Annotated in this window: 13 protein-coding genes and 1 rRNA gene; 2 read left to right on the forward strand and 12 right to left on the reverse strand. The window is 26.9% G+C overall.

Annotation, left to right across the window (positions count from 1 at the left end; all coding sequences use genetic code 4):
• Window positions 1–22 precede the first annotated feature (22 nt).
• From EXC48_RS04260 to EXC48_RS04275, 4 genes are read right to left on the reverse strand one after another with little or no spacing between them, the layout of a single operon-like run.
• Window positions 23–1,078, reverse strand: a complete 1,056-nt coding sequence (locus tag EXC48_RS04260) for an energy-coupling factor transporter transmembrane component T family protein (protein ID WP_129721022.1) — start codon at window positions 1,076–1,078, stop codon at window positions 23–25.
• Between the two features lie 2 nt (window positions 1,079–1,080).
• Entirely contained in the window at window positions 1,081–1,959 is an 879-nt protein-coding gene (locus tag EXC48_RS04265) for an energy-coupling factor transporter ATPase (RefSeq protein ID WP_129721024.1), read from the reverse strand.
• A complete protein-coding gene (locus EXC48_RS04270; protein ID WP_129721026.1) occupies window positions 1,950–2,750 on the reverse strand; it encodes an energy-coupling factor transporter ATPase in 801 nt (266 codons plus the stop codon). Before EXC48_RS04270 ends, EXC48_RS04265 begins: the two co-directional genes overlap by 10 nt.
• A 56-nt stretch (window positions 2,751–2,806) precedes the next feature.
• Window positions 2,807–3,406 carry a ribonuclease HII gene (locus EXC48_RS04275; RefSeq protein ID WP_129721028.1) on the reverse strand — a complete coding sequence of 200 codons (600 nt, stop codon included), beginning with the start codon at window positions 3,404–3,406 and terminating at the stop codon, window positions 2,807–2,809.
• A 46-nt stretch (window positions 3,407–3,452) separates the two neighbouring features.
• Between EXC48_RS04275 and EXC48_RS04280 the strand changes: the two genes are divergently transcribed.
• The gene (locus tag EXC48_RS04280) at window positions 3,453–3,983 is read left to right on the forward strand and encodes a hypothetical protein (RefSeq protein ID WP_129721030.1); all 531 of its coding nucleotides are present in this window, start codon (window positions 3,453–3,455) and stop codon (window positions 3,981–3,983) included.
• A gap of 51 nt (window positions 3,984–4,034) precedes the next feature.
• On the opposite strand, the gene EXC48_RS04285 is transcribed toward EXC48_RS04280, so the two are convergent.
• From EXC48_RS04285 to EXC48_RS04315, 7 genes are all read right to left on the reverse strand, one after another.
• Window positions 4,035–5,180: an MnuA family membrane nuclease gene (locus tag EXC48_RS04285; protein WP_129721032.1), complete on the reverse strand. Its 1,146-nt coding sequence runs from the start codon at window positions 5,178–5,180 to the stop codon at window positions 4,035–4,037.
• A gap of 113 nt (window positions 5,181–5,293) precedes the next feature.
• Window positions 5,294–7,384 carry an elongation factor G gene (fusA, locus tag EXC48_RS04290; RefSeq protein WP_015287714.1) on the reverse strand — a complete coding sequence of 697 codons (2,091 nt, stop codon included), beginning with the start codon at window positions 7,382–7,384 and terminating at the stop codon, window positions 5,294–5,296.
• 24 nt (window positions 7,385–7,408) lie between these two features.
• A complete protein-coding gene (gene rpsG / locus EXC48_RS04295; RefSeq protein ID WP_129721034.1) occupies window positions 7,409–7,879 on the reverse strand; it encodes a 30S ribosomal protein S7 in 471 nt (156 codons plus the stop codon).
• Window positions 7,880–7,915: 36 nt separating this feature from the next.
• Entirely contained in the window at window positions 7,916–8,329 is a 414-nt protein-coding gene (gene rpsL / locus EXC48_RS04300; protein WP_041593834.1) for a 30S ribosomal protein S12, read from the reverse strand.
• A 378-nt stretch (window positions 8,330–8,707) separates the two neighbouring features.
• Complete coding sequence (gene hinT / locus EXC48_RS04305; RefSeq protein WP_015287718.1) at window positions 8,708–9,028, reverse strand: histidine triad protein HinT; 321 nt, start codon at window positions 9,026–9,028, stop codon at window positions 8,708–8,710.
• A complete protein-coding gene (locus EXC48_RS04310) occupies window positions 9,018–10,262 on the reverse strand; it encodes a HinT-interacting membrane complex lipoprotein P60 (RefSeq protein ID WP_129721035.1) in 1,245 nt (414 codons plus the stop codon). The genes hinT and EXC48_RS04310 overlap by 11 nt, the downstream gene beginning before the upstream one ends.
• Complete coding sequence (locus tag EXC48_RS04315; RefSeq protein ID WP_129721037.1) at window positions 10,262–12,448, reverse strand: HinT-interacting membrane complex protein P80; 2,187 nt, start codon at window positions 12,446–12,448, stop codon at window positions 10,262–10,264. The genes EXC48_RS04310 and EXC48_RS04315 overlap by 1 nt, the downstream gene beginning before the upstream one ends.
• Window positions 12,449–12,557: 109 nt before the next feature.
• Here EXC48_RS04315 and EXC48_RS04320 point away from each other — a divergent pair, with 109 nt between their 5' ends.
• Window positions 12,558–13,082: a hypothetical protein gene (locus tag EXC48_RS04320; RefSeq protein WP_015287721.1), complete on the forward strand. Its 525-nt coding sequence runs from the start codon at window positions 12,558–12,560 to the stop codon at window positions 13,080–13,082.
• Window positions 13,083–13,084: 2 nt separating this feature from the next.
• Here the strand turns inward: EXC48_RS04320 and rrf are convergent.
• A 5S ribosomal RNA gene (rrf, locus tag EXC48_RS04325) occupies window positions 13,085–13,190 on the reverse strand.
• Window positions 13,191–13,299: the final 109 nt, after the last annotated feature.

Genomic DNA, 13,299 nt, shown 5'->3' on the forward strand with positions numbered 1-13,299 from the left:
GATCACACTATTAGTGTGATTTTTAAACAACAATTTTAGTAATGATAAATAAATTAGGAACAGTATATTGACCAATGTAATGGTAATTAAATTGTCATATAGATGGATCAAAAAGTGTATATTTTACAATTATGTGATTCATTATAAAAATAACTAAAACTAGGCTAAAAAATGTAATTAATAAAAAATCAGTTCATTTTAATTTAAATACACGATATTTAGTTCTTTTTTCATAAGGATCATATCCTCTTGTTTCCATCGAATTTGAAAGATCTTCTGCTTTTTGAAATGATGAAACAAAAAGTGGAATTATTAAAGTAGTAAAAGCAATAATTTTTTCTTTTGTATTGCCATGTTTAAAATCAACTCCACGAGATGATTGTGCTTTAATTATTCTATGTGCTTCATCAACCAATGTTGGTATAAATCTTAAAGCAATTGAAATTATTGTTGCCACAATATGTGTTGGAACAAATAAAAATTTTAATGGTCATAATAAACTTTCTATTGATTTATTTAACAAAATTGGTCTGGTGGTATTTGTTAATAAACTAGTAGTTAAAATCATAATGTAAATTCTACTAAATAAAGAAAATGTTCTATTAATAGAGTTTAATGAAACGCCATATTGAACTTTTGCATATTCACCATATGTACTTTTATAATAATTAATCAATTCACTGCCTACAATATTTGTTTTATAAAAATCATCTCATTTAATATCTTTACCATTAACATCTGTTAAGTTCTTGCCTGGGTTAGTATAAAATGACCAAAAATAAGAAGTATAATAGTCATTTTTGTATACTGTTTCACTATTGACAGTATACAAATTAACTAAAAATAAAAATAATGTAATGTAAAGCGGAAGTTTTAATAATTTTATGACAGGACTAATTTTTTTAGTAGAAGCAATATAAACAGAAGTAACAAAAATTATGACAAGAGCTAATTCAATGAAACTGCTAGCTAAAAAGATAAGTATAATAATTATGATGCTAAGTAAAACTTTGATTCTTGGATCAATACGATACATAAAAGTATCACCAGGTATATAACGACCAAAAACACTTTTCATAATTATCTCCTTTCTTTTCTATAATTATTAATAAAATCTGCTAATTCATAAATATTTGTAACACGAGGAACATCGATACCTTTTTCTCTTAATTCATTAACAAAATCTAAAAGTTGAGGCGGCTGTAGATGATTATCTTTAAGAAGTTTTACATCATTTAAAATTTCATAAACTTCACCATACTTTGAAATTTTTCCTTTTTCGAGCAATACTACTTTTTGAGCTCTTTCTAATACATGATCTAAATCATGAGTTACATTAATAATTGTTTTCCCTTTTTTATGAAGCTCAGTCAAAATGTCTAATATTTCTTTAACACCAACTGGATCTAAACCAGCGGTCGGTTCATCAAAAACCATAAAATCTGGATTCATAGCTAAAATACCAGCAATTGCAACCCTTCTTTTTTGACCACCAGATAGCTCAAATGGACTTCTTTCTAAATATTCTTCACCAAGACCTACATCGAGTAAACATTGTTTTGCTCTTTTATACGCTTCATCTTTTGGCACTCCAAAAGCAATTGGCCCAAAAGCAATATCTTCTTTAATGGTATTTTTAAAAAGTTGATATTCAGCGAATTGAAATACAATCCCAATTCTCTTTCGAATATCTTTCATTTTAAATTTTGTACCATTTTCACCATATATTCAATTATTTACTACATTGTCTTTGACTATTTCTCATTCAACTGAACCAGATGTTGGCTTTAATAAGCCGTTTAAATGTTCGATTAATGTTGTTTTTCCTGAACCAGTTGCGCCTATAACACCAATATATTCACCGTCAACGATAGATCAATCAATTCCCTTTAAAGCAACAAACTCTCAAGGAGAATTCTTGTTAAAAATATGCGATAAGTTTTTAATTTTTACTTGCATAATTCTTTTATCAGCTCCTCTCTGTTGTATGTTGGTTCAATTCCATTAATTAAGGAACTTAAACGGTAGATAAAGGGCGAATCTATTTTGGCAATATCTAAGATTTTTTTATTTTTTAAAATTTCTTTTGGGTTTCCAGAAGCTACTAATTTTCCATCTGCAAAAACAAGACATTTATCAGCCAAGATCGCCTCATCCATATCATGAGTAATTGAAATTAAAGTCTTCTCACGAGTTTCTTTAATTTCTTTTATAATATTTAAAACACTTGATTTTCCTTTTGGATCAAGCATTGATGTAACTTCATCAAAAATAATTACCTCGGGATCTAAGGCTAACACAGAAGCAATGGCAACTCTTTGTTTTTGACCACCTGATAAGTTTTCAGGTTCTCGTTCAAGAAATTCCAACATATCAACTTTTTTAGCAAAATGAACAATTTTTTCATGCATTTGTTCAGTTGGTACTCTTCTATTTTCTAAACCAAAAGCAATATCATCTTCAACAGAAGAACCAACAAATTGATTATCTGGATTTTGAAAAATAATTCCAATTTTTTTTCTAATATCTAGAAGCGTTTTTCTACTATATACAATATCATCAATCATTAACAAGCCTTCTTGCGGTTTCAATAAGGCTACTAAAACTTTTGATAAAGTACTTTTTCCACTACCATTATGACCTAAAACTGCAACATATTCACCTTTTTGGATTTCAAAACTCACATTATTAAGTGCAGGTTTTTGTACTCCAGGTTTATAACTAAAAACAATATTTTCTACTTTTATCATAATTATTATAATTTTATTAGAAAATGAATAATATTAAACATAATTTAAAAAATAATTTACTTACTTTTATTCATCTTTGCAATTGGCTTGTATTTAATTCGATATAACCCAGTAATTACGCCGTACTTTTCTAATACTTCTTTATGCTTTTTAGTTAAATATCCTTTATGAGATTTAAAATCATATAAGGGATATTTTTTGTCAATCTTAATCATTAAATTATCTCTATAAACTTTAGCTAAAATTGATGCAGCTGCTATATTTATAGATTTTTCATCGCCTTTGATTAGGTTTGTTTGGTCAATATTTATTGAAATTTTTTCAAAATCAGTCAGAACATGTTCAGGTGTAACTTTTAAAGATTTAATACATAATTCCATAGCAATTTGAGATTCTTTTTTTGGATTTGAATTATTTATTTTTTCAACGCTTCTTTCTATAATACAATAATCTAAAGCGTCTTTTTTTATTTGTTCAAATAATTCATTTCTTTTTTTCGATGTTAATTTTTTAGAATCATTTATAAAATCATTTTTATAATCAATCGGAAATATAACACATGCAGCTACTAGCGGACCCGCGACGCAACCTCGTCCTACTTCATCACATCCAGCAATTAATTTATTTTTAAAATTTTCTTGTTCATAATTTAACATATATTAATTTTAATATAAAATTTAAATAGACGTAATAGGAGAATAAATGGGAACTAAGGTAACAGCAAAATGCATTAAATGTAATAGAGTTTTTGACTATTTATTTGGTAATATTCAAGAGTATGACTTATTTAATACATTCTTATCTATATTTGAGCAAAAACAAAAAAATTTGTTTATTAAAGATATCTTTTTTGAAGTATTTAAAACAATGTTAAAATCAGACCCAAAACTTGATGATCTCACAGATGAGTATATTGATAAATTACTTGAAGAAAATTATTATAGAGTACAAAATTTCTTTTTTTCTGAAGAAATTACATTATTACAAAAAAATATTATTGTTGGTCATGAAATAAGAGTCCATACAGCTTATAATACTGATCTTGAACCAGAACAAAGAGAAATGATATATTTACCATTATTAAAGGTTAAGTTACTAGATGGAACAGAATATAATAGAAGATATACCTTAAATGCTAAATTTGTTGATTTTACTCAAGATCAAGCTTTTTTAAGTTGTTGCGTTTGCGATGAAATTTCTTGTAGCATAATTAGAGAAGAAAATTTTGAATAAATTTTAAAAAGACAAGAAAGTTCTTGTCTTTTTAAACTACCATTAAATGAGTTATTTATGAACTTTTAACTTAATCTTAGCAAAAGTATGATCTGATATCTTTTTAACAATATCATTATCTTTGATATTTTTTAATGATTCTTTACCTTTTTCTTTTGAAAATATTGATAAATATTTTTGTCTATCAAGTACATTATTTTTAAATACATTATAAAGGTCAAATTTATATTTATTTGGCTCGACTTGATCAACAGAATTATTCGGGTCAAAAATAATGAATTTATCATAAGGATTAACATATCCATTTTTTGACATTGATGTTAAAAAATGTTCAGTTAAATTCCCTTGTTTATGGTATCCTGTTTCATAGCCAAGATCCTCATAATACTTATTTGCATAATTAAAATGTTCTTTTTTAATATTTGTATCACCATTAAAAATAATTGCTTCATCTATTTGAGAATTATCATAATTTTTTTTAATGGATTCAAATGCGTTTTTAATATCTAAAAATTCTTTTACTTCCTGTTCGCCCTGTTGCGTTCATTTATATCCATTAATAGTTGGATTTGCTTTTTCTTTTTCTTTTTTATTATTTGATGGACTATCTAAATGGCCATTAATTATCCAAAATTTAGTACTTGAATTTCTAACGCCTCAGTGACTGATTCAAAGCGGTCTTGTAAATTCTATATCTTTACCTTCAAACTTATCAAGTCCTTTATTATCTATTTCTTCAAAGATAGTAGGATCATAAATTATTGCATAAGATTCTTTTGATTTTGGTCTAGATGTTGAAAATAATTTCAATGGACTTTTAGCAAATGAGTAGTTTTTATTATATCTTTCTTTTAATACTCTAATAACTTTTTCTATTGCTGATCAATTTTCATAACTTACTTCTTGTACTGAAACAAACTTTAGATCTTGATTAGAAATTAATTCAGCTACTGCTTGAACTTTAGTGCCTTCTTTGGGGCTTGATGAACCAAAATTTTGAATATTTCATGTTGCTAAATCAAGTTCAGGTAAAGTGTTTTGTGATTGATTTTTAATATTAGTGGTTGAATTATTATCCTGTTTTGTTTCACTTGCATTAACTATTTTATTGTATGCTACATATCCACCATATCCAATTGCACCTAATGTTATGAACATTATGATGAGAACTAAATAATAATTTTTCTTTTTTTTCATGTTAAACCTCAAAATTGTTAATATTATTTTATAAAAAAAAGAAAAAAATCATATAAAAAACAAACTTATTTATAAAAAGTTTGTTAATTATTAAGTTGAATATTGTTTAAATACTACTCATCATCTTTAGATTGAATATTTCTACGTTTAACAATTTCATCAGAAATGTTTTTTGGTGTTTTTTCATAGTGATCAAATTGCATTTGATATGTTCCACGACCGCTTGTCATAGATCTAAGTTCAGTTGAATAACCAAACATTTCTGATAATGGAACTTGAGCTCTAACTACCACAGCTCCATCGTTTCTTTGTTCTTGATCATTAACAAGTCCTCTACGACGTGATAAATCACCAATAACATCACCCATATGTTCAGAAGGAACAACTACAGAAACATCCATAATTGGTTCTAATAAAACAGTACCAATTTTATCTTTTGCTTTTGTCAATGCCTTAGATGCTGCAATTTTATAAGCTAATTCTGATGAATCGACATCATGGTATGAACCATCAAACAATGTAGCTTTAATATCAATCATTTGATATCCAGCTAAAATACCAGCTGCCATTTTTTCTTCAAGACCTTTTTGAATTGACTTGATGTATTCTTTAGGAATCTTACCACCAACAATTTTGTCAACAAATTCAAATCCACCATCTGGATTAGGTTCAAATTTGATTCATACGTGTCCGTATTGTCCTTTACCACCAGATTGTTTGATATGTTTACCTTCAACCTCTGCTTCTTTTGTAATTGTTTCACGGTATGAAACTTGAGGTGCACCAACTTTTGCTTGAACACCAAACTCACGTCTTAAACGATCAACTATAATATCAAGATGTAATTCACCCATTCCAGCGATAATTGTTTGTCCGGTTTCATCATCTGTATATGTTCTAAAAGTTGGATCTTCTGCTGCTAATTTTTGAAGACCTAATGATAATTTTTCAGTTGCGGCTTTTGATTCTGGTTCAAGAGCTTGCGAAATAACTGGTTCAGGGAACACCATTTTTTCTAAGACGATTTTTGCTGATTTTTCATCAACTAATGTATCACCTGTTGTTGTATATTTCAATCCAACAGCAGCAGCTATATCACCAGCACGACATTCATCAATTTCTACACGACTATTTGCGTGCATTTGAAGAATACGCCCGATACGTTCTTTTTCGCCTTTTGTTGAATTATATACATAACTTCCCTTATTTAAAACACCACGATATACACGGAAAAATGTTAATGAACCAACAAATGGATCGTTCATTACTTTAAATGCTAAAGCAGCAAAATCACCGTTATCAGTAGCTTCAACATTAATAATTTCTTCATTATTGTGTGCTTTAATAGCAGGAATATCAATTGGTGAAGGTAAATAATCAACTACTGCATCAATCATTTTCTTAACACCTTTATTTTTAAATGATGTTCCACATACTACAGGGAAAAATTCAGATGTTAAAGTTGCTTTTCTTATTGCATCTTTAAACACATTTACATCAACATCTTTACCATCTAAAACATCCATCATTAATTCATCATCAAATGAAGCAACAGCTTCTAATAATTCTTGACGTTTAATTTGAACTATATCTTTTAAATCCTCTGGAATTTCGGTTGGAAACTCTTCTTCTTGTGGTTCACCATTATAAGTATATGCTTGTAAAGTAACTAAATCAACTAATCCTTTAAAGTCAGATTCAGCTCCTATTGGTCATTGAATGGCAACTGCATTACCTCCAAGTCTTTGTTTAACTGAAGCAACTGAAGCTGCAAAATCAGCACCGGCTTTATCCATTTTATTAACATAAACAATTCTTGGAACTTTATAATTTGTTGCTTGTCTTCAAACAGTCTCTGTTTGTGGTTCTACACCTGATTGAGCATCTAAAACAGCTACTGCACCATCTAATACACGTAATGAACGCTCAACTTCGACAGTAAAGTCAACGTGTCCTGGTGTATCGATAATATTAATTCTTTTACCTTTTCAAAATGCTGTTGTCGCTGCAGAAGTAATTGTAATACCTCTTTCTTTTTCTTGCTCCATTCAGTCCATTTGTGAAACACCATCATGTGTTTCACCTATTTTATGAATTTTTCCTGTATGGAATAAAATTCTTTCTGTTGTTGTTGTTTTTCCTGCATCAATGTGGGCCATAATACCGATGTTACGGTAATCTTTTAACTCGTAATCTCTAGCCATAAATAATTAACTATTAAATAAACACTATCATCTGAAGTGCGCGAATGCACGGTTTGCTTCAGCCATTTTATGTGTATCTTCACGTTTTTTAATAGCTCCACCTGTTTTATTTGATGCATCAATAATTTCATTTGCTAAACGAACGTCCATAGTTTTTTCGTTTCTTAGTCTAGCATATTGCACTAATCATCTAAGTGCTAATGTTTGCTTTCTTCGCACAGGAACTTCTGTAGGAACTTGGTAGTTTGTTCCTCCAATTCTTCTGGTACGAATTTCTAATTGCGGAGTAATGTTTTCAACAGCCGCTAAAAACACTTCCATCGGTTCTTTATTTGTTTTTTCTTTAATAATTTCAAAAGCTGAATATAAAATATCTTGTGCAATTGATTTTTTTCCGTCAAGCATAATTTGGTTAATTAATTTTGTAACTACAACTGAGTTAAAAACTGGATCTGCAAGTACTTCACGGATAGGTGCACTTTTCTTTCTTGACATATTGTCCTCCTATTTAATTAATTTTAATTATGCTTATTAGCTTTTAGCTCTCTTTGTTCCATATAAGCTACGTCCTTGGTTACGTTTTGCAACTCCTGCTGCATCTTGTGTTCCACGAACTATATGATATCTAACCCCAGGTAAATCCTTAACACGTCCTCCACGAATTAAAACAACTGAGTGTTCTTGAAGATTGTGTCCTTCTCCTGGAATATATGCTGTAACTTCCATTGTGTTTGATAACTTAACACGAGCATATTTACGTAATGCTGAGTTAGGTTTTTTAGGTGTCATTGTTGCGACACGAGTACATACACCACGTTTAAATGGTGAAGCCATTTTCTTAGATTTTTTAATTAATGAATTGTAGCTCAATGATAAAGCAGGAGCATTTTGCTTTTTAATTTTTGAACTACGTCCATTATTAACCAATTGATTTGTTGTTGGCATTATCATTTCCTTTCTATGATTGATTATTAATATTTAAACAATGAAGGCTATATATAAATAGCTTTAAAATTATAACATAACAACATATCCTAGTGTATCATATTTTATTTTTTTTAAGACTATAATATAGACTTAAAAACAAAAATATTCTATAAATTCATCTAAATAAAAAAGAAAAAAGCAATTTTAGTGCTTTTATTTTTGAAGCGCTTTATAAAACTATAGAATGTTAAAAATATTTGCATTTTTAAGTTCACTCATTAAATTGTGCTCAAATAATTTTAAAGTAGGAGAAATATTTAGACGAATTCTAAATATTTCTCCTACTTTTTATATTTATAACGTAAATATGATCCTTATGTATTCTATTATATATACTTATTTATAAGGAATAATATGAATATGAGTATGAAAAACTACTTGTCCGGCTGTTTGTCCAGTATTTATTACTAATTTAAAACCACTACAATTATTCTTTTTTATGTACTCAGCAGCAAGTTTTCTTGCAATTTTCATTGCATATAAAAAATCTTCTTCTGAGTTTTCTAAAATATTAGTTTCTGGACTTTTAGGAATAATTAAAAAGTGCCCAGGTTGATTTGGTTTTATATCGTATATTGAAATAACTTTATCATCCTCATAAATAATATCTGCAGGTGCTTGTCTTTTTATAATTTTTGTAAAAATACTATCCGACATACTTTAATCCTTCAAGTGCTTTTTTAAGATTTGGGTCATCTACTTTAAGAGTGATTTTATTTCCCAAATTAACAAACGCCTCTGTTGCTAAGGTGTATAAGTTATTGTCATTTTGAGACAACGCAACTATTAATTTTAATAAATTAGAAGAAAAATAAGTATTTTCTAATGTTAATTTCTTAACAGTTATTTTAGGGTTCTTTGTTTTTTCTTTTGTATTAGGATTATCTATTTGAAAACTTTTTCCAATTGGCACTAATCTATTTAAATAAGTAATATTAATTTTATTACCTTCTGGAGCCACTGATATTGCTTGAGCAAGTGTTTTGTCACTATTAACTTTTACTAATTTGTTATTATTAAAGTCATAAAAACCACTTAATATTGTATCACTAGTATTTTCTTTAAGTGCGTTTAATGAATAATCAAAACTTAGTGATGTAGTTTCTATTCCCTTATATCCACCCAATGTAGCTTCAAATTCATTTTTTGAAAATAAAACATCTTTTGTTGCTATTTTTTTAACATCAAATATTTTTTGAGTTATTTTATTGTAATCATCTATATTACTAATTGTTTTAACTGATAAAGTAAATATATCATTATCATTAGTACTTTCATATTTTCAGACTTGTGCAATTTTCTTATTAACCAAGTAATCGATTAAAATAAAATTTTGCAATACATAATCGTCTTTTCTACTTTGAAAGGCTGAATTGTATACTTTTTTAATATCATCTTCCTTAGAAAGAGTAAAGTACTTATAAATTAATAACAATTTATTTACACTTAATTTAACACCAGATTCTTTCAAATTGTATAAAGTTAAAAATTGATTTAATTTAATATCTGGATTAACTTTTAATGTAATAGATTCTAATTCTTTAAATTGAGCGTCACTAATTAATCCTTCAGATAATAATTTTGAAATTTCTTTAGCCAAATATTTTGAATCTTTTTGCAGTTCGATTTGGACAAATGTTTTATAAGCACCAAATGCATCATCTTGGAATTTTCTATTTTTAATAATGTCATCACTTTTTCCTATTGAATAAAGGTTTTTTAACGTATTATCAAGTCATAATGATTCCACAACATTTTTAACATTAGTGCTAGAGAATAATTGGTCCTGAGTGATCTTTTCATTAGAATTTACTTCTCTACCACAGGCAATCGCAACAGTAGGAAAGACTAAAATAGGAGCAAACGCTAAAAATTTCTTAAAAATTCTCATTATTTTTCTCCTTTTTTCAATGTGTTATTTAAATATGCATTTACCAAATCATAAGCATTTTTATCACTTTGAGTAATAGTAAAATCATTGTTATTTCCATTTTTTAAGTAGTTTATTTTTACTTGTCCATTTAAGTTAGAGAAATTAATATTATTCAATGTATTCACTTTTGAATTAATATATTTTTCTACTCTGTCATATAAAGAAATTTCTGAACTTATTTGCTTTCCTTTTTTAACTGTTTTTATTTTGCTTAAACTTTTATCCAATTCACTTAATGTATAAACAGTTTTATTATCTTTCTTCTGAGTCAATAATCAATTTTTAAATGGTTGATCTTCTAATAAACTGATAACAAGTTGCTCTTTATTATTTTTATCACTTATTTTATTAGCTAAATCAAAATATGTTTTGTTTCCTTTTGCCATATTTTTTAAGTCACTTGTTATAAGTTTTTTAAATTCTTCTAATGTTAAAACTTTTTTGTTTGAAAATAAAGATAATCCAGTTGGAGTTACAATTAATAACAGATCATTTTTATCTTTAACTTTATAAACTATTGAACTATATTGTTTATTATTTGCATTAATTATTAAATGAGAATTGTAATTATCTAAAATAACTTTATTAAATTGATCTTCAGATAATTCAGAAAAATATTTATCAATAATTTCATTAACTTGTTGAATTTTGTCAGAAGCAGTATTAAATTTTTGATTTATATCTGTAATTTTAGAGTCCATCTGAACTTTTTCTGCTTCATCAACCAATTTTTTTATTTCAGATTCTGCATTTGTGTTTAATCCAGTTGGCATTTTAAATAAATCATCAAGATTAATTTCTTTAAAGGTTGAGTCAGCTGATTTTAAAAGTTCGTTAGCAAATGATCCAAAAGCTAAATCGATATTATTATTAATTAATTCGCTAGTTGTTGAGACACCTAAAAATCCTAATGTATCACCTTTTGTTAAAGTTAAAGCATTTAGATATTGTTCATATACCGACCTTTTATCATTAAACTCTTTTAACTTGTTTTTATCTTTTGATTCATCTTTAAAAATCGCATAATCTTCAGGCTTATTGAATGATTTTAAAATATCAATATTTCTTTTTATTTCAATAGTGTTGTCTTGTCCTTTTATCACTGAATATTTAAAATTATTAATGTATTTTTTCTTTGCATCACCATCTTTAAAACTAAATGCAAATCTTAAATTTGAATTTATAACACCAGGTAATAAAATTGATGTAGGAATATTAACTGAATGATTATTAAAATAAGTTTCTATTATTTTATCAGCACTAACTAACTCTGGAATAAATGATTTAGTCATAATAACAATAGCTTTTTTAGGATCATTATCGAGAACAAAATAATTTTTGTCTTTTACAAAATGAGGAAAAACTCTTTGACCTTTTTTAAACATTATTTTTGCTTGACCTTTAGCATCTCTTTTAGGGGAATTATTAACATCTATTTCATAAATATCTTTTTTAGCAGTTCTTTCTAAAAAGTCAACATCAACTGTTTTAACTTCAATTTCTAGACTTCTTAAAGCTACACCTTCTATTTCTTTAAAAGTTAAATATTCAATAGCTTGATCTTCAGTAGAACTTTTACCGTATTCTTCAGACAATAATCTCTCTTTAAAAACATTTTCTCAAGTTGAAAAACCAAATGTTGATTTAAGGTTGTTCTTTTGATCTTCCAATTTATTTTTTTGCTCGTTTTTAATTACATCAAGAGATTTAAGTTCAAGTGACAGATTTATACCTTCATTATTATTTAATGAACCATTGTAAATTTCTTGGTATTGTTTTGAAGCTAAATATTCTTTTTCATACATATAAAATATAGCTTTTTTATATATATCATCAAACTTTTCATTGTAATTGGTTTTATCGTTTTTAAGCAATTTTGAAAAATCACCTATTGATATATTTTTTAAATTATTAAAAGTAAATGCTGTCTCAGCATCTTTTTTAGGCTGGATGTAATTTATTTTTGTAGTATTAATTGCTAAAGGAATAGAAATACCAGAAATTAAACAAACTGCAAGAGTTCCTAAAATACCTCAGTTGATCCAATTTCTTTTTGTCTTTCTAGTTACCTTTTTATTTTTCTCTTCAAAATTATCATTCAACTCTGACAAACGTTCGAAAAATGATTTTTGTTTCTTCGCCATTTTTCCTCCTTAAAGCATTAAAAATATAATTACATAAAATTACAATTTTTAATTAATTATACCAAAAAATGTGCATTAATTTTACTTAATAATTTTATATAATTATAGAATGAATGAAAGCAATTTTTTAGAGACATTATTATACTTTGACAACCTTGCTAGAAAAAACAATTTTGTCTATAGTTTATTTGCAGGAACGTTAAAAAGTTTGTTAAAAACTAAAACAGCAAGCGCGCCGTATGAAGTAGCTATTAGTTTAGAAACATTAACAACCTTGTTATTTATTGAAGAGAATGTTAATTTTAATAAAAAAGAGTTCGCAGCTGAAAATCCACTTCCTTATATTGAGTACAAAGGTTCAAAAATCTATCTTAATATTTTAATCAAATCATCATGAAAAAAATTTAATTATTGAAAATGAAAGAACATTAACAAAAATATTGAAAGTAATTTTTTTTCAACATTGAATAAATTGTACTCAAATGATCCTGATTTATTAATTCTTATTTATTTTGATCAACAAACTTCAAGTTTAAAACTCAAAAAAGTTACCAACATTAATCCTTCTTATTACTCAGTAATTAATATTAACAATTCTTCTTTTCCTTACATTGATTATTTAAAAAATGAATAAAAAAACAGCGGTTCCCTATTTTCACCTTTCGGCTATTTTCGGCGTAAAGAGGCTTAACTACTGAGTTCGGAATGGTATCAGGTGATCCCTCTTGCTATGACCACTGATTAATATTATAGTATAAAAATAAAATATGTAAAAATTTTTTTTAATACTTTTAGGCCTATAAATAAGGACTATTAATAAAAATTAATAAAAATTTTTTATTCATTTTTAT

The sequence above is a fragment of the Mycoplasmopsis cynos genome, from assembly GCF_900660545.1.
In the GTDB taxonomy this organism is placed as follows: domain Bacteria; phylum Bacillota_I; class Bacilli_A; order Mycoplasmatales; family Metamycoplasmataceae; genus Mycoplasmopsis; species Mycoplasmopsis cynos.